Source organism: Pseudomonas sp. P116 (assembly GCF_020149425.1).
Classification (GTDB): Bacteria; Pseudomonadota; Gammaproteobacteria; order Pseudomonadales; family Pseudomonadaceae; genus Aquipseudomonas; species Aquipseudomonas anatoliensis.
On record NZ_JACVHB010000004.1, the window covers coordinates 525,643 to 544,822 of the forward strand.

Annotated in this window: 17 protein-coding genes; 8 read left to right on the plus strand and 9 right to left on the minus strand. The window is 56.3% G+C overall.

All coding sequences use genetic code 11. The features are described from left to right. Positions 1 to 39: 39 nt before the first annotated feature. The 6 genes from ICA15_RS16780 to ICA15_RS16805 all read right to left on the minus strand — a co-directional run bounded on the left by ICA15_RS16780 (position 40) and on the right by ICA15_RS16805 (position 6,610). Complete coding sequence (locus ICA15_RS16780; protein WP_210553978.1) at positions 40 to 975, minus strand: sulfotransferase; 936 nt, start codon at positions 973 to 975, stop codon at positions 40 to 42. Next, on the minus strand, positions 968 to 1,654 hold the full coding sequence (locus tag ICA15_RS16785; RefSeq protein ID WP_224450887.1) for a WbqC family protein: 687 nt from the start codon (positions 1,652 to 1,654) through the stop codon (positions 968 to 970). The genes ICA15_RS16780 and ICA15_RS16785 overlap by 8 nt, the downstream gene beginning before the upstream one ends. A 10-nt stretch (positions 1,655 to 1,664) precedes the next feature. Beyond that, positions 1,665 to 2,753 carry a DegT/DnrJ/EryC1/StrS family aminotransferase gene (locus ICA15_RS16790; protein WP_210553976.1) on the minus strand — a complete coding sequence of 363 codons (1,089 nt, stop codon included), beginning with the start codon at positions 2,751 to 2,753 and terminating at the stop codon, positions 1,665 to 1,667. Positions 2,754 to 2,883: 130 nt separating this feature from the next. Further along, positions 2,884 to 4,227: an ABC transporter ATP-binding protein gene (locus tag ICA15_RS16795; protein ID WP_210553975.1), complete on the minus strand. Its 1,344-nt coding sequence runs from the start codon at positions 4,225 to 4,227 to the stop codon at positions 2,884 to 2,886. Further along, complete coding sequence (locus tag ICA15_RS16800) at positions 4,217 to 5,038, minus strand: ABC transporter permease (protein WP_210553974.1); 822 nt, start codon at positions 5,036 to 5,038, stop codon at positions 4,217 to 4,219. The genes ICA15_RS16795 and ICA15_RS16800 overlap by 11 nt, the downstream gene beginning before the upstream one ends. A gap of 660 nt (positions 5,039 to 5,698) precedes the next feature. Beyond that, the gene (locus ICA15_RS16805; RefSeq protein ID WP_224450888.1) at positions 5,699 to 6,610 is read right to left on the minus strand and encodes a glycosyltransferase family 2 protein; all 912 of its coding nucleotides are present in this window, start codon (positions 6,608 to 6,610) and stop codon (positions 5,699 to 5,701) included. A 470-nt stretch (positions 6,611 to 7,080) separates the two neighbouring features. Between ICA15_RS16805 and ICA15_RS16810 the strand changes: the two genes are divergently transcribed. From ICA15_RS16810 to fabF, 4 genes are all read left to right on the plus strand, one after another. Next, positions 7,081 to 9,075, plus strand: a complete 1,995-nt coding sequence (locus ICA15_RS16810; RefSeq protein WP_210554164.1) for a polysaccharide biosynthesis protein — start codon at positions 7,081 to 7,083, stop codon at positions 9,073 to 9,075. A 110-nt stretch (positions 9,076 to 9,185) separates the two neighbouring features. Then, a complete protein-coding gene (locus ICA15_RS16815; RefSeq protein WP_150615956.1) occupies positions 9,186 to 9,521 on the plus strand; it encodes a ComEA family DNA-binding protein in 336 nt (111 codons plus the stop codon). Between the two features lie 211 nt (positions 9,522 to 9,732). Beyond that, entirely contained in the window at positions 9,733 to 10,527 is a 795-nt protein-coding gene (locus tag ICA15_RS16820) for an SDR family NAD(P)-dependent oxidoreductase (protein ID WP_210553972.1), read from the plus strand. A gap of 32 nt (positions 10,528 to 10,559) precedes the next feature. Beyond that, positions 10,560 to 11,834, plus strand: coding sequence for a beta-ketoacyl-ACP synthase II (gene fabF / locus ICA15_RS16825; protein WP_150603324.1), 1,275 nt, complete (start codon positions 10,560 to 10,562; stop codon positions 11,832 to 11,834). On the opposite strand, the gene ICA15_RS16830 is transcribed toward fabF, so the two are convergent. From ICA15_RS16830 to eat, 3 genes are all read right to left on the minus strand, one after another. Then, positions 11,831 to 12,388, minus strand: a complete 558-nt coding sequence (locus tag ICA15_RS16830) for a TetR/AcrR family transcriptional regulator (RefSeq protein ID WP_210553971.1) — start codon at positions 12,386 to 12,388, stop codon at positions 11,831 to 11,833. The two genes, fabF and ICA15_RS16830, sit on opposite strands and share 4 nt — an antisense overlap. A gap of 136 nt (positions 12,389 to 12,524) precedes the next feature. Further along, positions 12,525 to 12,692, minus strand: coding sequence for a DUF2897 family protein (locus tag ICA15_RS16835; RefSeq protein ID WP_100847753.1), 168 nt, complete (start codon positions 12,690 to 12,692; stop codon positions 12,525 to 12,527). A gap of 131 nt (positions 12,693 to 12,823) precedes the next feature. Continuing rightward, positions 12,824 to 14,188, minus strand: a complete 1,365-nt coding sequence (gene eat, locus ICA15_RS16840) for an ethanolamine permease (protein ID WP_150603326.1) — start codon at positions 14,186 to 14,188, stop codon at positions 12,824 to 12,826. A 423-nt stretch (positions 14,189 to 14,611) separates the two neighbouring features. Between eat and kdpF the strand changes: the two genes are divergently transcribed. The 4 genes from kdpF (at position 14,612) to kdpC (ending at position 19,173) form a co-directional block, all read left to right on the plus strand. Beyond that, positions 14,612 to 14,701 (plus strand): K(+)-transporting ATPase subunit F, encoded by a 90-nt coding sequence (kdpF, locus tag ICA15_RS16845; protein ID WP_007899818.1) that lies wholly within the window; start codon positions 14,612 to 14,614, stop codon positions 14,699 to 14,701. 8 nt (positions 14,702 to 14,709) lie between these two features. Then, positions 14,710 to 16,404, plus strand: coding sequence for a potassium-transporting ATPase subunit KdpA (gene kdpA, locus ICA15_RS16850; RefSeq protein ID WP_210553970.1), 1,695 nt, complete (start codon positions 14,710 to 14,712; stop codon positions 16,402 to 16,404). 10 nt (positions 16,405 to 16,414) lie between these two features. Beyond that, complete coding sequence (kdpB, locus tag ICA15_RS16855; protein ID WP_210553969.1) at positions 16,415 to 18,472, plus strand: potassium-transporting ATPase subunit KdpB; 2,058 nt, start codon at positions 16,415 to 16,417, stop codon at positions 18,470 to 18,472. Positions 18,473 to 18,627: 155 nt separating this feature from the next. Continuing rightward, the gene (gene kdpC / locus ICA15_RS16860) at positions 18,628 to 19,173 is read left to right on the plus strand and encodes a potassium-transporting ATPase subunit KdpC (RefSeq protein WP_210553968.1); all 546 of its coding nucleotides are present in this window, start codon (positions 18,628 to 18,630) and stop codon (positions 19,171 to 19,173) included. The last annotated feature ends 7 nt before the right edge of the window (positions 19,174 to 19,180 follow it).

Here is a 19,180-nt window from a genome sequence, read left to right on the forward strand (position 1 = left end):
ATCCTGAAAACACACGTGCGATCTCGTTGTGAGTTGAGCTCACCGTTTTCTCGTTACTTCAAATGCTGCAGTGCCGGTGTATGGCGCGTCAGTCATTCCCAGCTTTCTCGACAACGCTTCAAAATACTTCGCAGGCGAAGCGCAGAAGTCTTCGTATTGGACGACCATCTTCCGAGACTCGGCAACGTGTTTCAGACCAGTCTCAACGGCTTGATTGATGGCGCGAACCTGGCCTAGCGCTTGCTCAGATGGGCTGAGGTGCATCAGTTGCTCTTTTTCCGGGATGTCGAACGAATACCAGGCTTTTTCATCGCCCAGTTGCCGTCTGCGCGCTTCCAACACGGACTCGGCATTCGTCACTTCGTCTCTGACGATATGAACGAAGAGTACCTTATTAAAGACTGAGTCAAGGAAGGGAATGTTGTAGTTGAACAACATTCCCTTGGCTGCAAATGGCTTCTGGAAAACATCCATCATCCCTCGAAGCTCGCTTAGCATGGTCTGGGTATCCATGTTCTGCTTCAACTCTGGGTCGCTCCACACATCGCGTGAAGGTTCAGCGAGAAAGCGGCGCCAGAAATACCAGAATTCGTTAGGGGCCAGAGCGCCCTCAGTCTTGCCGTTCTCGGAGCGATACTGAGTCTGCTGTGCGAACTCGGACAACTCGCCCCGGAAGTCAAACCGCGGATCGGTTAACAAAAGTTGAATTTTGGCGCCGATCACAGGTGCCTGATAGAAGCGCGACAGCAGATTGGTCGGGTACGCAACCAAGCCAGTGTTTGCGAGCCATTGCATAAATAACGTGGTTCCACTCCGAAGAGGGCCCATCACGAATATCACTGGGTGGTCGGCGTCCAAGCTGCCCTGTTGCTTCAACAAGGCTTGTTCAGACGGCTGCAAATCCTTGTTCAACTCCGCGAGGAAATTTTCCAGCAACTCGTTGCGGCGAAATTTGGCCGTACGTTCATCAGACAAGGTCGTACTCCTGAAGCAATTGAGCGCATTGCTCTCGGTCATTGAACATCATCACATCGACGATGGACAAATTGGGCAGAAATTCTTTGCCGAACTGTGAATAGCTGATGGGGCGTGACTGAATGAAGGAAAGCTTCAAGCCATGTGAGGCGAAGGATTGCGCATCATAAAGCGCCTTACCTCCAGCCGTATTGATGTAGTGTGTAGCTCCAAGCTCGCGGCAGATGGCGATTACTTTGTCTTGGCTACGCAGTTCGATATTTTTTTTGAGTGCGGAGGAGATATGCCACTCCGGGCTTAGGTTGAGATAGCCGCATAGAACTCTTAGTTGGTGATCAAGAAACTCCGCCAGATTGCGGTGGTTGTATCTGAGGATTTTTTCGAGCATGGGGAAGACACACTCGAAATAGGGCGCCTTGTTGTAATTCTGCCGAATGCTCTGCAAGATCTTGTGCTGAGTACCAATGTCGACCTGATTGATCATTTTGTTTGGGCTGGCACCCTGCAGCGGCAGTGTGATCAGCTGCTTGTCACCATTGGAGAGAATGTAATTGCGGTTGATCCAGCCACCTTTGATGAAGTTGACGTCGTCGTAAACAACAAATGCATCAACTGCTCGCATCAGCTGAAAGTAGCCAAGATACGGGAACAGGTAAGGTTGCATGATCGCCAGCTTCAAATGTTCCACCTCAGGACTCAAGCACATTCTTGATGCAAGTAGAAATCATCGAGATTTCTTTCTGAGAGAGCGCAGTATAAAGTGGCAGCGACAGGACGCGGCTCGCCAGTGATTCCGAGGTGGGACACAGGCTACGGGTAGCATCATCCAGAAATGGCAGGGTGTTGAGAGAAGGGTGGAAGTAACGACGTGGAAATACGCCGCGTTCGTTCAGGGCTTCTCGTACTGCCATTGCTATTTGATGAGTTTCGAAAACGACAGGGTAGTACGCATAGTTGTAATCAAGCCCACTGACAACTTGTGGCCGTTGTAGTCGAGTACCTGCCAGAAATTCATCGTACCAAGCCGAGCATTGGCGACGCGCCTCGATGATCGAGCTGACATGCGGTAGCATGCTAAGCCCCATGGCTGCATGTAATTCGGACATCTTTGCATTGATGCCCAGATCAATGTAGTCATCCTCGCCCAAATGACCGAACTTGCTCATCAGGAACGCCCCGTCGGCTACTTCCTTATCGCGAAATACGATTGCACCGCCTTCACCCGTATGAAAGAGCTTTGTAGCATGGAAGCTCAGGGTGCTGCAGTCACCGTGATTTAACACTGATTGCCCGTGCAGGCGCACACCGTACGCGTGCGCGGCATCGTAGATGACCTTCAGGTCATGACGGTCCGCGATTTCCTGAATTCTGTCGACATCGCATGGGTAGCCATATACATGCGTTGCCAAAATAGCGGATGTCTTTTCTGTGATTGCAGCCTCGATCAAGTAGGGGTCAATGCAGAAGGATTCAGCGTCCACGTCGACAAATCTCGGCGTGCAGCCCTCCCAAAGAATAGAGTTTGTCGTAGCTACGTAGCTGTAGGGCGTGGTGATGATCTCGCCTTGCAATCCAAGGGCCTTGATAGCCAGTTGTAGTGCCAGCGTGCCGTTGGTAACGAGTTGCAGGTGGGTTACGCCGAGCGCACTGGAGAGCTCTGCGCCGAGTTGCTTCACCAGCGGACCATTGTTTGTCAGCACCCCGGATTCCCACATACCCTTGAGGTACGCGGTATAGACATCCAGTTCTGGCAGGTGCGTTCGGGTAACCGGAATCATGATGCAGTTACAACGAGCAGGATGCGCGAGGATTGGCGGCCTGGATGCACAGGAGTACCCGGTTCAGCGGCGCACCCTGTGCCAGCATTTGACAGCTGTAAGCGCCTTGTAACGTTCAGTGTGGACGTGCTCATAGATTCTGCACCTCGATAGTGTTTTCCACATACGCCTTGGCCCAGATACGCCCCGCGGCGCGTCTCTGCACATTGAAAACGATCGCGTCATCAATGACATCGAGAAACTCGGCACTTTGCTCTAAAACCACCGGTTTTGAAATTTGAATCTGAATGCTGTAATTGCCTTCTTGCAAAGGCAGTAGGGTAGTGTAGGAAACAATGTACCGCCCGCCCGCCACGCATTCCAGAAGCGGTAGTCCAGCCGTTCTGAATCCAGCACCAAGAATCTGAATCTTCTTGTCGTCCTGGATGTAGTAGTTGACTGAGCATTCCGTCTGCTCTTCAGCTTCAATATAGATTCTGATGGTTACTTTCTGGTTGAACTCAGCAGCGACCACAGGCTCGCCAGAGGCGTCTATCAATTCCGCAAAGGCAATTCGTACACCACCTTTGCCATATCGGAAGCCGGCGGCGCGACGATCGAACTCCTGGGATTCTTTAAACCCATGAGTGCTGGCGGAGGTCGACAAGACCTCGGTCTTGTCGGCTTTCGGATTTTTTATTTCCGGCAAATATTTGAGCACTTCACTGTTCATTTCTTCGCGGGTGACGCGAATATATTCTTCCGTGAGAGTGCTTGCCTTGCCAAAACTCTTGAGCCTGCCTTGTTCAAGATACGCTGCCTGGGAGCACAGACTGCGAATGCTGCCGATGTCATGGCTGACAAAAAGTACGGTTGCACCGTTATCTTGAATGCGGCGAAGTGCAGTCATGCATTTGGCTTGGAAACTCATATCGCCAACGGCTAATGCCTCATCCACAATCATGATGTCTGGTTGGGACACGATGTTCACCGCAAAGGCGAGGCGGACGAACATTCCGCTTGAATATGTCTTGACCGGTTGTTCGATGAAATCGCCGATATCCGCGAAGCTGGCAACATCATCAAAGCGCGCGTCGGTCTGTTCTTTGGTGAGCCCAAGCAGAGCGCAACTCAAATAGACGTTTTCCCGGCCCGTGAACTCGGGATTGAAGCCAGAGCCGAGTTCAAGCAGCGCCGCGATGCGTCCGTTGGTCTCGATCAATCCACCGGTTGGGTTGAGTGTGCCGCAGATAAGCTGCAGCAACGTCGATTTCCCCCCGCCGTTGCGGCCGATAATACCGACGGTCTCGCCCTTTTTGATTTCGAAGGATATATCCCTCAATGCCCAGAATTCGCGATAGTACTGCTGAGCCTGCATGCCTAAAGTGCTCTGCAATTTTGGCAAAATGAACTGCTTCAGGCGATCACGTGGCGTGTTGTAGATCTCGTAGCACTTGCTCAGACCTTCTATCTTGATAGCGATTTCAGAGGACATCTGCGAACCCCTTTCTTGTCTTCTGAAACAGAGCAAAACCTAGCCAGGCGATAACCGCAGCAGCCAGGGTATAAATTGCCAGCGCGTTCAGGTCGGGCGATTTGCCCCAGTAGAGAATGTCCCTGACCATCTCAATCACGGGCACAAGAGGATTGTAATAAAGGATGTGTTGATACTCGTCGGGCAAGGCGCTGGCCGGATAAAAGATCGGGCTTAAAAACATAAGGACGGATGTTACTACGGCGATCAGTTGGGACACGTCACGCAGGAATACTCCAAGTGATGCCAGTGTCCAGCATAGGCCCATGATGAACAGGGCGAAGGGAATCAGGACCAAGGGCAGGTAAAGTGCCGTGATCATAGGGGCGCCGATGAGAAGGGCATAGGCGACAAGCCACACTGTCACGCTGATTGCAGCGTGATAGAACGCTGCCAGCAACCCCACGAACGGTAGTATTTCCAGCGGATACACCACTTTTTTAACGTAGTTCGCATTGGACAGGATCAGTGATGGTGCCCGGTTTACACATTCGGCGAATAAATTGAAGACGATCAGTCCGGCAAACAACACCAGGGCGAACTCAATTTTTGAACCCTCTCCGCCGGTGCCCCAGCGAGCCTTGAATACGACGCTAAATACAAACGTGTATACAAGAAGCATGAGTAGTGGATTGAAGAATGACCACAGCAAACCGAGCATTGAGCCGCGATACCGGCCTAATACCTCGCGTTTGGCTGAGGCGTGAATTAGCGCTCGATGGCGCCACAGGCTTGCCACCATTTCAACCGGTGTAGCTGGGAAGATACGCATTAACCGACAACCTCGACAAGTGAGTGCCCGCCGGGGTGAATACAGGAAGGGGTGGTTGCTGTTTTAGTGATTTGACCGGCTTGACGACTCATCGAAGCGAGTGTCGGACCACGCATTATGCATCCCGCCGCTTGGATAAACATCGAATATGGCGGTTTGGAGGGTGACAGATACGACATTTTTGAGTTGTCTCTTCAATATACCTGATGCTTAAAAGCCTTTAGCCGCTTTGGGAGGCAGCCGCCACCTGTAGGTCGTGGCTGGAGCTAACTTTATTTGGGGAAATATTCCCAGAGCATAGCCGCTCAAGATTAACAGGACATGGCGTTTCAGGGCTAGCGGTCGTTGCTCAACTGAAGTGTTTCAGAGCTTGGCAAGCGGAAAGGACAGAGATTTTGCTGGGCTTTCCAAAGGCTGTCCCATGCGTGGATGGCCTGAGCCCGATGGTGGCTAATGAGTGGCCGGTATCAGTCGAGCGGCCCTCGCAAAGGCGTGGTTGAAGTTTTGCCAGCAGCTTCCTGAGATCAGGCACGTGACCATGATGTCTGGTGTATGCGCAATTGATTGGTGTCGAGCTCGATCAGAGCGTTCCAATCAATGATCAGGGCTCTTTCGATCAGCAGGTAGTGTTACTCCTGCGAGGGTGAATCAATCTACTGATTACATTTTGTTAATTAAGATCGCTAAAGCCAGGCCTACATTGCCTATGAAAGTCTGACGATAAAAGCGGCTGGAAATCATCATTTTGATTCTGCTGAAAAGTGCGGCATTGCGGCCGCGCTCAAATTGCTTGAACGTCTCCACATTGCGTTCGCTCAAATGCGCGGAAAGAAGCGTCAAGGCGGCGATGTTGGCATCGTTCCATTCTTTCATTGAACCCTGGAACATCCGCTTGACTCGAAGTAGGCGACTTTTGACCGAGGTGTTGGCGCCGATGACGTTTTGCGAATGTTGACGATAATCCAGCGTGGGGGTCGGATCGTAATGGACGTTGCCGTCAGAGCCGGTGATCAACAAATAGGTCCACCAGTCATGACATACCAATGGTGCGGCCGGCGGAGTCATGTTCAGTAGAGAACAGGCTGCCTGATTAATCAGCATCGTGTTGCCGCCAGCCAGATTCTGCATCAACGCGTTTTCGAAGCTCGGAGGTTTGCAAAACAAAGGAGACAGTCCGGCGAACTCACCTGTCTCAGTGACAATTCGAGTGCGTCCGCAATAAAGCGCGGGCGTGTCGACGGGCTGGCATTTCAGCCATGCCACTGCTCGTTGCAGTTTCGTGGGATGCCAGTAATCGTCCTGATCGCAGAAGGCGTAATATTTTTGACGACCGCACGCATGACCCAGCACGGACAGAAAATTGTTTGAAAAACCGCGTCCTGGCCCTTGCAGGATAATCAAGCGATCCTGACCCCAGGCTTCACGGTAGCGCTGCAGGGTTTCGAGGGTGTCATCCGTCGAGCCGTCGTCGGATGCGTATACGACCCAGCGCTCGTGACTTTGAGCAGCGATCGAGTCCAGCTGATCCTTGAGAAAGCTACCGCCATTGTAGGTGCACAGAAGAATCGCCACGCATTCAATTTCTATCGCTGGCTTACTCGTAGCGGCGGCAGGGGAGCAGGAGTCATTTGGCACAGGTCTTACGCTCTTTCCATGGTGGCGAGTAAAGCTTTGATATCACAGCTAGGCTTGTTAGCTTATCGTGTTTGTCCGGGTATTACACGGCATAAGCCGCATCAGGCAGTGGCGTGCCAAAACAGATGTACACGCCGGGAGCAGTTAACGTTTTCGGGTGCGTTCGTCGTTTCAGTGAAACACTTCTCCTCCGCGTTGGTCCGACTCTACGGTAACGCGGCTCATGCGCCTCACGGATTGGAGAAGGTGTGCATTCGTTGACTTCTCATCGGCTATCAAACTCCCCTTGACCGAGAAAGTTTCAGATTCGAGCCGTTCAGATTCTTCAGGTCAATGCGGTATGCTGTCCGGAGCTCGACCGGTAATGCAGCCGCGGAAAGGAGAAGTTTGAGGTGAGCGAGGTATTTATGGACAAAGTCAGGACTTATCTGGTGAATCTGCCCCGACGGCGCAAGCGTCTGATTCAGGTCGCTACCGATGTTTTCCTGGTCTGGATCGCTTTGTGGCTGGCGTTTATCGTTCGTCTGGGAATAGACGACATGTACAACCCGCTAAAAATACATTTTTGGCTGTTCGCTTGCGCTCCGGTGATCGCTATTCCCCTTTTTATTCGCTTCGGCATGTATCGTGCCGTAATGCGTTATTTTGGCAATGACGCTCTTATTGCAATCATCAAAGCCGTTAGTCTTTCATCGCTGATTCTTGCTGTAGTTGTTTACTGGTACAGCAACCATGAAGCCGTAGTACCTCGTTCTATTATCTTCAATTACTGGTGGCTGAGCCTCGTCATCATCGGTGGCCTGCGCCTGTGCATGCGTCAATATTTCATGGGGGACTGGTTCACGGCTGCCCAGCACGTGCCGTTCACCAATCGCGATGATGGCCTGACCAAGGTCGCCATCTACGGTGCAGGCGTTGCGGGCAACCAATTGGTTGCTGCATTACGGATGGGCAGGGTCATGCGGCCTGTGGCGTTTATCGACGACGATACCAATATTGCTGATCGATCCATTTCTGGTCTCCAGGTCTACAAACCCAAGCATATTCAGCAGATGATCGATGTCACGGGCGCGCAGGAGATACTCCTGGCGCTGCCCTCGTCAACTCGAGCACGACGCAGGGAAATCCTCAATTTTCTTGAAGCTTATCCGCTCCACATACGCAGTGTTCCCAACTTCACCGACTTGGCCAGCGGCAGAGTTAAGGTTGAGGATATTCAGGAAGTTGATATCGCCGATTTGCTGGGGCGCGACGCCGTTCCAGCGCAGCCGGAATTGCTGGAGCGCTGCATCAAGGGCAAGACAGTCATGGTTACTGGCGCCGGCGGTTCGATCGGCTCGGAGCTGTGCCGACAGATTTTTTCGCTGGGGCCAACTGAGCTTCTACTGTTCGACCATAGCGAATTCAATCTATATAGCATTCTCTCAGAGTTGGAGCAGCGAAGTACGCGAGAGTCGGCGCCTATCCGTCTGCTACCGATTCTCGGTTCTATCCGGCATCAGGAAAAGTTACTGGATGTGATGAAAGCCTGGCAGGTGGACACCGTTTACCACGCAGCCGCTTATAAACATGTACCGATGGTCGAGCATAATATTGCTGAAGGCGTCCTGAATAACGCAATCGGAACGCTTAACACGGCTCAAGCGGCTTTGCAGTCTGGCGTATCGAACTTTGTTCTGATTTCAACTGATAAGGCGGTTCGTCCGACCAACGTCATGGGGAGTACCAAACGTCTGGCGGAGATGACTCTCCAGGCGCTGAGTCGTGAAGTCGCTCCAGTGCTGTTTGGTGACAGCGCCAATGTGTCTCGGGTCAACAAGACCCGCTTCACCATGGTCCGCTTTGGTAACGTACTGGGCTCGTCAGGTTCGGTCATTCCACTGTTCCACAGTCAGATCAAATCCGGTGGTCCACTGACAGTCACCCACCCGAAAATCACCCGCTACTTCATGACAATCCCGGAAGCCGCGCAGTTGGTCATTCAGGCAGGCTCAATGGGGCAGGGTGGCGATGTGTTTGTTCTGGATATGGGCGAACCGGTGCGAATTGTCGAGTTGGCAGAGAAGATGATCCATCTGTCCGGCTTGAGCATTCGCTCCGACCGCAACCCGCAAGGTGATATTTCCATCGAGTTCACCGGCTTGCGACCGGGAGAAAAGCTCTATGAGGAGCTGCTGATCGGCGATAACGTCGCAGCAACATCGCACCCGATGATCATGACAGCCAATGAAGACCACCTCCCTTGGGAGGTATTGAAGGCCAAGTTAGATGAGTTGCTCATCGCTGTAGAAAAAGACGACTACACCCGCGTCCGCCAACTCCTGCGCGAAACCGTCAGCGGCTACACCCCCGATGGCGAAATTGTCGACTGGATCTACCAGCAACGCCGCCTCGAGCCCTGATTGTTTCACATCCTGTAACGCACGCATTTTTGACTTGCGCCCGTCATGGCCTACTTTTGAAGAGCAGCTTCGGAAAAGCTGCTTTCTCAAATGATGATGGAGCGTCACCTATGCGTACCGGTTACTTTTACTCCTTGATGTTTGCCCTGCTTACAAGTGCCTCGATAGCCGCGATTGCTGCGCCTCTGTCGCCACCGGAGCCAGTGAAGGCGCCAATCGTCATTGACGTTGCGCCGTCTTCACAAAGCGCAAAAATCAATCTCAACGACGCCGACTCGGCAACGCTGCAAAAAGAACTGTCCGGTGTAGGAGAGGCCAAAGCCAAAGCGATTGTTGCATATCGTGAAACAAATGGGCCGTTCGCATCGGTGGACGAGTTGCTGGAAGTGAAGGGTATTGGAAAAGCGATCCTGGATCGCAATCGCGACAAGCTGGAAGTGAACTAAGCTGATTGTTCAACGCCAAGGGGCCGGTCATTGACCGGCCTTTTTGTTTTTCAGGTAGCGCGTTTGCCTGAGGAAACCAGAAGCACGCTCGTCTGCCAGTTAAAAATTACGGCTATCATATTGCGCTAGGATTATGCCTATAATAATTACCGCGCGCTCTGTATCACCGAGATCCAGAGGGCGATCCCCCAAGTATTCCAGGAGTCCTGTCATGAATTCTGTTGCGTCTCAAGGTACAGCTCTCGTCACTGGTGCATCGTCTGGTATCGGTGCGATTTACGCAGAGCGGTTGGCATCGCGCGGTTTTGACTTGTTGTTAGTGGCCCGTGACCAAGAGCGTCTGGACAGTGCCGCAAGCAGGTTGCGGGATGCCCATGGCATTCAGGTCGAAGTGCTCAAGGCGGACCTGACGCAAAAAGATGATGTGCTCAAACTTGAGCAGCGTCTGCGCAGTGATTCCAGCATCAGCCTGCTGGTCAACAACGCCGGCGTTGCGGCTGATGGTCTGTTGGCCAATGCAGATTTAGACAATCTTGAGCGTCTGATCCAGCTCAACGTCACCACGGTCACCCGGCTGGCATCGGCCGCTGCGGCGAGTTTTGCCAAGGCTGGTCGCGGCACGATCATCAACATTGCCTCGGTTGTGGCCCTGTTTCCAGAGCGTTTCAACGCCACTTACAGCGCCAGCAAAGCCTATGTGCTGAGCCCGACTCAATCGCTTAACGCCGAACTCGACGGCACCGGTGTAAAAGTCCAGGCGGTGCTGCCCGGCGTTACCCGCACTGAAATCTGGGAGCGTTCCGGAATCGACGCCAGCGGCATACCGGCCGAAATGGTCATGGACGCTGGCGAGATGGTCGATGCCGCGCTGGCAGGTCTGGATCAGGGCGAGCTCATTACCATCCCGTCCCTTCCGGATGCGGGTGAGTGGCAAGCCTTTGTGGCTGCGCGGATGGTGATGGCGCCGAACCTGTCCCGCAGTTCGGCTGCCAGCCGTTACAAGTAAGTTTTTCTGAATCAGTTAGAGGTACATGCGGTATGGATCAGCGTCGAATAGTCGTCACGGGCATGGGCCTGGTTTCACCCTTGGGCAGCGGTGTTGAGGTTGTTTGGCAACGTTTGCTGCAGGGGCGTTCGGGGTTGCGCAATTTGCCTGAAGCAGTGGTCGCTGACTTGCCAACGAGTGTTGGCGGCAGAGTGCCGACTCTGGAAGAGGACGCCGAGGCCGGTTTCGACCCGGATCGCGCCACCGCGCCGAAAGAACAGAAGAAGATGGACCGCTTTATCATGTTTGCCATGGAAGCGGCGCGGCAGGCGTTGGAGCAGGCGGGATGGCATCCAGCCGATGCGACGGATCAAGAACGCACAGCGACAATCATCGGGTCCGGTGTCGGCGGATTCGGTGCCATCGCTGACGCGGTGCGTACGACTGATAGCCGTGGCCCGCGTCGTTTGTCGCCATTCACCATTCCGTCGTTTCTGGTCAATCTCGCAGCCGGGCACGTATCCATTCAGCATCACCTCAAAGGACCGTTGGGGGCGCCAGTAACTGCTTGCGCCGCCGGTGTTCAGGCGATTGGTGATGCGGCGCGATTGATTCGATCCGGTGAAGCCGATATCGCCGTGTGCGGCGGCGCGGAAGCGTCGATCGATCGCGTCAGTCTTGCGGGTTTCGCCGCGGCACGAGCGCTGTCCAGCGGCTATAACGACACCCCGGAGCGCGCCTCACGTCCATTCGACAGTGGGCGTGATGGCTTTGTCATGGGTGAAGGCGCCGGCCTGTTGGTGATCGAGTCCCTTGAACATGCCTTGGCTCGTGGCGCGCAGCCCTTGGCCGAACTGGTCGGTTACGGCACCACGGCCGATGCCTATCACCTGACCGCTGGGCCGGAAGACGGCAGTGGTGCACGGCGGGCAATGGCGCTGGCCCTGGCTCAGGGCGGCATCACGCCGGATCAGGTCCAGCATCTGAATGCGCACGCGACGTCCACGCCGGTTGGCGACCTCGGCGAACTGGCGGCCATCAAGGCGTTGTTCGGTGTGCAGAACAAAATTGCCGTGACCTCGACCAAATCCGCCACCGGTCACTTGCTGGGTGCTGCGGGCGGACTTGAGGCGATCTTCACGTTATTGGCGATTCGCGATCAGGTGGTGCCGCCGACGCTCAATTTTGACAATCCGGATCCTGCCAGTGAAGGCGTGGACATCGTCCATGGTCAGGCCCGGCCGATGCCGATCGAATATGCGTTATCCAACGGGTTCGGTTTTGGCGGTGTGAATGCCAGCGTGTTGTTCAAGCGTTGGCAGGCTTAGTTTTCGGATTGTTTGAGGTGCTCGCTGGTGACGTCGAGGATGCGTTGAGCAAACTCGGTATCCGCGACACTGCGTGACAGCAGTAGCGCGCCAACCAGGGTCGACATGATGACGATGGCCCGGTCGGCGCGATTGTCACCTTCGAGGGTGTTTTCGATCTGATCCAGTCGTGCGTTAAGCACGGCGTCACTGGTTGGACTGGGTTGTCCGCGCAATCCCAGTTCTGCAGAGATGGTCGGGAGAGGGCAGCCTTCCTGTGGAGACGTCTGATGCCATTCGGACAGGTAAGTGTCTATAAACAGTTGCAGCGGATGTTCCTGGGCAAAGATTTCAGCGCATAGCCCATCAACCTGGTCGCTTGCTTCTTGCAATGCCTTTTCGACCAACTCGTCCTTCGATCGAAAGTGCGAGTAAAAACCGCCGTGGGTCAGCCCCAGCGCTTTCATCAGCGGCTGCAGGCCTGTCGCACCGATTCCATCCTTGCGGAATCGTGCTGAGGCTTCCTTGATTATCCGTCGATGTGTCTGGGCTTTATGGTCCTGCGAGTAACGCATTTGGATCTCTCCGCAACAATACCCCCATATTAACCATGGAAAATTAAATGGTGACTGTACTTCTACTTCTAAAAAACACACAGAAGGGCGGATACGGATCTGAAAAACAAACCCCGCCAGTTAGGCGGGGTTGGTTTCAACGGTCTTGCGCTTCTTTCGCGTCCGCTTCGGCATTGCGTTGAGCGACACGCTTGCGTTCTTCATCGGTCAGTTCGACCTTGTTGGCGGTGTCTCGCAACATCATCAACCCGCCCACGATCGAGCCGATTGCAACGACCAGAATCAACCAGGCATACCAAGGCATAACGGCTCTCCTTAAAGGCAGATCGGTGGGCGAGGATTTCGCCGTGAACCGCTGCATACAACTTTTGAGCGAAGTGAACTCGCAGTGGTTCCATTCTAGGCCCGTTATGCCCGGCGCACCCGATCAATCCCTCATTGACCGGTAAGCATTGCGTCGGCCGGGGCGTTGGCACGCAGTTGGCCGGTGAGCAGGAAGTAGCCGAAACCGACCGCCATGAAGCCGAGGAAAATCAGCCCGATCAGTGTGTTGAACCACGCCATCGCCACCAGACACACCACCGCCAATACCAATGCAATCATCGGAATCAACGGATAGCACGGCGCGCGAAAGGTGCGCTCAAGGTTCGGTTCGGATTTACGCAGTTTGAACAGGCTGAGCATGCTCATGATGTACATCACGATCGCGCCGAACACCGCCATGGTGATCATCGCGGCAGTGAGGGTCATGCCGCCGAGGTTGATCAGGCCGTCGCTGTAGATCGCGGCGATGCCGATAATTCCGCCGGCGATGATCGCCCGATGCGGCGTCTGGAAGCGCGACAGTTTTGCCAGCGAGGCGGGCAGGTAGCCGGCGCGGGCGAGGGCGAAGAACTGGCGCGAGTAGCCAAGAATGATCCCGTGGAAGCTCGCCACCAGACCGAACAGGCCGATCCATACCAGCATGTGCAGCCAGCCGGAATTGTCGCCGACCACGGTTTTCATCGCTTGCGGCAGTGGATCGTTGATGTTCGACAGGGTGCGCCAGTCACCTACTCCGCCAGCGAAGAACATCACGCCCATTGCCAGCAGCACCAGAGTCAGAATGCCGCTGATGTAAGCCTTGGGGATCGTGCGTTTCGGATCCTTGGCTTCTTCGGCGGCCATGGCTGCGCCTTCGATGGCGAGGAAGAACCAGATAGCGAACGGAATCGCGGCGAACATCCCGGCAATCGCTGGCGCGCCGAAAACGTCCGAGCCGGCCCAGCCATTGAGGGCGAAGTTGCTGAAGCTGAACGCTGGTGCGACGACGCCCATGAAAACCAGCAATTCAGCAACGGCCAGCACGCAGACGATCAGCTCGAAGGTCGCCGCCAGTTTCACCCCAAGGATGTTCAATCCCATAAAGACGATGTACGCGCCGACTGCCGCGTGTTTCGGATCAAGTGCCGGAAATTGCACATTCAGATAGGCGCCGATGGCCAGAGCAATCGCCGGCGGTGCGAAGACGAACTCGATCAGCGTCGCCAGCCCGGCGATCAATCCGCCTTTTTCACCGAATGCTCGACGGCTGTAGGCAAACGGCCCGCCAGCGTGGGGAATCGCGGTAGTGAGTTCGGTGAAGCTGAAGATAAAGCAGGTGTACATGGTCGCGACCATGAACGAAGTCACCAGAAAACCCAGCGTCCCGGCCACGCCCCAGCCGTAACTCCAGCCGAAGTATTCCCCGGAAATCACCAGCCCCACGGCGATACCCCACAGGTGCAGCGTGCCTAGCGTGGGTTTGAGTTGTGTGTTCATGCGTTTGCTCCCTGAACGGTTGGAAAGCTCGGGGGAGGGCGTGTGCAGTGGGCGTGCCATTTTGTATTGGCGGGTCGTAATGGGCTTGAATTTGTCGTATCGGGGATGTTCGGCGGTGGATGTTGGCATTTTTGTGCGCCAGTCGGGTGCGGTGGAGTCTGTAATGCCGCCATCGCGGGCAAGCCCGCTCCCACAGGGATCTGCGTCGAGCACACAACTGCGACCTGACGCTGAACCTGTGGGAGCGGGCTTGCCCGCGATGAGGCCAGTCCGGACAACGCAAAAATCGGCTGTAAAGCCCGCATAAACCCACTCTTTACGCTTTCTTTATGCCCCGCCACACCCCTCGCTCTCGTTCCTTTACAGCCTCCTTCCCGACAATCACTCCACACGCGGCAATACGCCGTAACACGGAGATCTTCCATGAGCGTTCTGGACGGGGTGTCACTGCTATTGGCAGTGGGGCTGTTCATTTATCTGTTGGTTGCGCTGTTGCGCGCGGATCGGAACTAGGAGCGGCTATGCACAGTTATGACTATTGGCTGATCCTCGCGTTCTTCGCGTTGGTCTTGCTGCCGGCGCCGTTTCTCGGGCGCTTCTACTACAAAGTGATGGAAGGCCAGCGCACCTGGTTGACGCCGATTCTCGGCCCGGTCGAGCGCGGCTGTTTTCGCGTGGCCGGGGTCAATCCGCAGGATGAACAGAGCTGGCAGAAATACACGCTGGCGCTGCTGGCTTTCAACCTTGCCGGTTTCCTGCTGTTGTTCACGATTCTGCTGTTTCAGGATCACTTGCCGCTGAACCCGCAGAACCTGCCGGGCCAGGAATGGACTCAGGCGTTCAACACTGCGGTCAGTTTCATGACCAACACCAACTGGCAGTCCTACAGTGGTGAAGCGACGCTCAGCTACCTGAGTCAGATGGTCGGCCTCACCGTGCAGAACTTCGTCAGCGCCGCCACCGGCCTCGCCGTGTTGGTCGCGCTGTGCCGTGGCATCGGCCGCAAGTCGAGCAAGACACTGGGCAACTTCTGGGTCGACATGACCCGCGCTACCCTCTACGGCTTGTTGCCGCTGTGCCTGCTGCTGGCGCTGTATCTGGTCTGGCAGGGCGTGCCGCAAACCTTCGCGCAGTATGTGAATGCGGTGACCCTGCAGGGCGTTGATCAAGTGATCCCGCTGGGCCCGGCGGCGAGCCAGATTGCGATCAAGCAACTGGGCACCAACGGTGGTGGCTTCTTCGGCGTCAACTCGGCGCATCCGTTCGAGAACCCGACCGCGTGGAGCAACCTGTTTGAAGTCGCCTCGATCATCCTGATCCCGGCGGCGCTGGTGTTCACGTTCGGCCATTACGTGAAGGACCTGCGTCAGAGCCGCGCGATCATCGCCTGCATGCTGGCGCTGTTCCTGATCGGCGGCGCGACTTCGCTGTGGGCTGAGTACCAGCCGAATCCGACTCTGAACAACGCTGCCGTCGAACAGATCGCACCGCTGGAAGGCAAGGAAGCGCGCTTCGGCACCACCGCCACTGTGCTGTGGTCGGTGACCACCACGGCGGCGTCGAACGGCTCGGTCAACGGCATGCACGACAGCCTCAATCCGCTGAGCGGCATGGTTGCGCTGGTCAACATGATGGTCGGCGAAGTGATTTTCGGCGGCGTCGGTGCCGGGCTTTACGGCATGTTGCTCAACGTGTTGATCGCGGTGTTCCTCGCCGGTCTGATGATTGGTCGGACGCCGGAATACCTCGGTAAAAAACTCCAGGCGCGAGAAGTGCAATTGCTCGTGGTCACGCTGCTGGTGATGCCGGTCGGCGTGCTGGTACTCGGTGCGATTGCCGCCACCTTGCCAGGCCCTGCGGCAACCATCAGCAACCCCGGCCCGCACGGTTTCAGCCAGTTGCTCTACGCCTACACCTCGGCCAGTGCGAACAACGGTTCGGCATTCGCAGGTTTGAGCGCGAACACGCCGTTCCACAACCTGATGCTCGGCCTGGGCATGTTGATCGGTCGCTTCGGCTACATCCTTCCGGTTCTGGCCTTGGCCGGCAGCCTGGCAATGAAGAAAACCGCACCGATCGGCCAGAACAGCTTCCCGACCCATGGCCCGCTGTTCGTGACCCTGTTGACCGTGACCATTTTGCTGGTGGGCGGCCTGACCTTTTTGCCGACGCTGGCGTTGGGTCCGATCGCTGAACATCTGAGCCTGGGCTTCTAAGGAGTCAATGATGAATATGCCCGCAATCAAACCCGCTGCCGCCAAAGCACCGGAACAAGCGAAAACCGCAATCTCGGCCCTGTGGCGTCCGGCGCTGGTGCAAGCCTTCGTCAAGCTCGACCCTCGGCAACTAAAGCGTTCGCCAGTGATGCTGGTGGTCGAACTGACCGCGATTTTCACCACCGTGTTGTGCTTCATTCCCGACGCTGATGTGCCGACGTTCGTCGCCGCGCAAATCGCCCTGTGGCTTTGGTTCACCGTGCTGTTCGCCAACTTCGCCGAAGCCTTGGCCGAAGGTCGCGGCAAGGCCCGCGCCGATAGCCTCAAGGCTGGCAGCGAAGGCCTCAGCGCTCGACGTAAACAGGCGAACGGCAGCTTCCAGGTTGTGCCGGCGACCAGTCTGCGCAAGGGCGATGTGGTTCGCGTCGAAGCGGGGGAGATGATCCCGGGTGACGGCGAAGTCATCGAAGGCATCGCGGCGGTCAACGAAGCGGCGATTACCGGTGAATCGGCGCCGGTCATTCGTGAGTCTGGTGGCGACCGCTCGGCCGTCACCGGCAACACCCGACTGGTGTCTGACTGGTTGCTGGTGCAGATCACCGCCAATCCCGGTGAATCGACCCTCGACCGCATGATCGCCTTGGTCGAAGGCGCCAAGCGCCAGAAGACCCCGAACGAAGTCGCGCTGGATATCCTGCTGATCGGTCTGACGCTGATCTTTCTGCTGGTGGTGGTGACCCTGCAACCCTTCGCCCACTTCGCCAACGGCAGCCTGCCGCTGGTGTTTTTGGTGGCGCTGTTGGTGACGCTTATTCCGACCACCATCGGCGGCCTGCTGTCGGCGATCGGTATCGCCGGGATGGATCGTCTGGTGCGCCTGAACGTGATTGCCAAATCCGGTCGCGCGGTGGAAGCGGCGGGCGATGTGCATGTGCTGCTGCTCGACAAGACCGGCACCATCACCTTCGGCAACCGTCGGTGCAGCGCGGTGTATGCCGCGCCGGGTGTGACGGGCCGGGACTTGGCCGAGGGCGCGTTGTTTGCCTCACTGGGTGACGAAACTGCCGAAGGCAAATCCATCGTCGAGTACCTGCGCGGCCTGCACCCGCAACCTGAGCCTTCGCCGGAAACCTTGACTGTTGTGCCGTTCAGCGCTGAAACCCGCTTGTCCGGTGTCGACTATCAGGGCCGTGTTTACCGCAAGGGCGCGGTGGATTCGCTGCTGAGCTTCATAGGTCAGCAACGCGCCGATCTGGCCCCGGCCCTGTCGCGGGAAATCGACAAAATCGCCCAGAGCGGCGGCACGCCGTTGCTGGTCTGTGTCGACGGTAAATTGCTCGGCGCGATCCACCTCAAGGACGTGGTCAAGCCGGGTATCCGCGAGCGTTTTGCCGAGCTGCGCAAACTGGGGATTCGCACGGTGATGGTCACCGGTGACAACCCGCTGACCGCTGCTGCGATTGCGGCTGAAGCGGGCGTCGATGACGTCCTCGCCGAAGCCACACCGGAGAAGAAACTGGCGCGTATTCGTCTTGAGCAGAACGACGGTCGTCTGGTCGCGATGTGCGGCGACGGCGCCAACGATGCCCCGGCGCTGGCGCAGGCGGACGTCGGCATGGCGATGAACGACGGCACGCAAGCCGCACGCGAAGCGGCGAACATGGTCGACCTCGACAGCGATCCGACCAAACTGCTGGACGTGGTGCAGATCGGCAAGGAATTGCTGGTGACCCGTGGTGCGCTGACGACCTTTTCCATCGCCAACGACATCGCCAAATACTTCGCGATTCTGCCGGCGCTGTTCGCCTCGATCTACCCGCAACTGGGCGTGCTGAACATCATGCACCTGAGCAGTCCGCAGAGCGCGATTCTGTCGGCCATTGTGTTCAACGCGTTGATCATCGTAGTGCTGATTCCGCTGGCTCTGCGCGGTGTACGCGTGCAAGCGGCGAGTGCGGCGGCGTTGCTGCGACGCAATCTGCTGATTTATGGCGTTGGCGGGATTTTGGTGCCGTTTGTGGGGATCAAGGCGATCGACATGCTGCTCACGGCGTTGCACTTGGTGTGATTTTGAGTGGCGTGCCAGGCATGCCGCCATCGCCAGCAGGCTGGCTCCCACATTTGAAATGCATTCCCCTGTGGGAGCCAGCCTGCTGGCGATGAACTCGACTCGATCCACCTGACTTAATGCGATATATGCTTTTTGAATTCGAGGATTATGAAATGTCCACAATGATACGTCCGGCCCTGAGCCTGCTGGTGCTGATGACCCTCGTCACCGGCGTTGCCTATCCGCTGGTAGTCACGGGCGTCGCGCAGGTCGCGTTTCCCGAGCAGGCCAACGGCAGCCTGGTGCACGACGCCGCCGGCAAGGTCCGCGGTTCATCGCTGATCGCCCAGGATTTTGTTGGCGATGCGTGGTTCCATCCGCGTCCATCGGCCGGTGCCTTTGCCACTGTTTCCAGTAGCGCAAGCAACCTGGCGCCGAGCAATCCGGCACTGGCCACCCGGGTGATCGACGACGCCAACAAGTTACAGGTGCCCGGCCAAGGCCCGGTGCCGCTGGCGCTGCTGACTACCTCCGGCAGCGGCCTCGATCCGCACTTGCCTCCGGCGGCAATTGCCTATCAACTGGCGCGTGTCGCGCAAGCGCGTAACCTGCCGGTGTCGACCGTGCAGCAACTGCTTGATGCACACATCGAGCAGCCGCTGGTGGGGCCGCCGGTGGTGAATGTGTTGGCGCTGAACATGGCGCTCGAGAAGCTGTAGATCAAAA

What these genes read in the sequence shown, in the direction of transcription:
- fabF (WP_150603324.1), top strand. Translation starts at nt 10,560, where the DNA reads ATGGATCAGCGTCGAATAGTCGTCACGGGCATGGGCCTGGTTTCACCC.
- ICA15_RS16830 (WP_210553971.1), bottom strand. Translation starts at nt 12,388, where the DNA reads ATGCGTTACTCGCAGGACCATAAAGCCCAGACACATCGACGGATAATC.
- ICA15_RS16795 (WP_210553975.1), bottom strand. Translation starts at nt 4,227, where the DNA reads ATGTCCTCTGAAATCGCTATCAAGATAGAAGGTCTGAGCAAGTGCTAC.
- ICA15_RS16820 (WP_210553972.1), top strand. Translation starts at nt 9,733, where the DNA reads ATGAATTCTGTTGCGTCTCAAGGTACAGCTCTCGTCACTGGTGCATCG.
- ICA15_RS16800 (WP_210553974.1), bottom strand. Translation starts at nt 5,038, where the DNA reads ATGCGTATCTTCCCAGCTACACCGGTTGAAATGGTGGCAAGCCTGTGG.
- kdpB (WP_210553969.1), top strand. Translation starts at nt 16,415, where the DNA reads ATGAATATGCCCGCAATCAAACCCGCTGCCGCCAAAGCACCGGAACAA.
- ICA15_RS16835 (WP_100847753.1), bottom strand. Translation starts at nt 12,692, where the DNA reads ATGCCTTGGTATGCCTGGTTGATTCTGGTCGTTGCAATCGGCTCGATC.
- kdpF (WP_007899818.1), top strand. Translation starts at nt 14,612, where the DNA reads ATGAGCGTTCTGGACGGGGTGTCACTGCTATTGGCAGTGGGGCTGTTC.
- kdpC (WP_210553968.1), top strand. Translation starts at nt 18,628, where the DNA reads ATGTCCACAATGATACGTCCGGCCCTGAGCCTGCTGGTGCTGATGACC.
- kdpA (WP_210553970.1), top strand. Translation starts at nt 14,710, where the DNA reads ATGCACAGTTATGACTATTGGCTGATCCTCGCGTTCTTCGCGTTGGTC.
- ICA15_RS16790 (WP_210553976.1), bottom strand. Translation starts at nt 2,753, where the DNA reads ATGATTCCGGTTACCCGAACGCACCTGCCAGAACTGGATGTCTATACC.
- ICA15_RS16810 (WP_210554164.1), top strand. Translation starts at nt 7,081, where the DNA reads ATGGACAAAGTCAGGACTTATCTGGTGAATCTGCCCCGACGGCGCAAG.
- eat (WP_150603326.1), bottom strand. Translation starts at nt 14,188, where the DNA reads ATGAACACACAACTCAAACCCACGCTAGGCACGCTGCACCTGTGGGGT.
- ICA15_RS16815 (WP_150615956.1), top strand. Translation starts at nt 9,186, where the DNA reads ATGCGTACCGGTTACTTTTACTCCTTGATGTTTGCCCTGCTTACAAGT.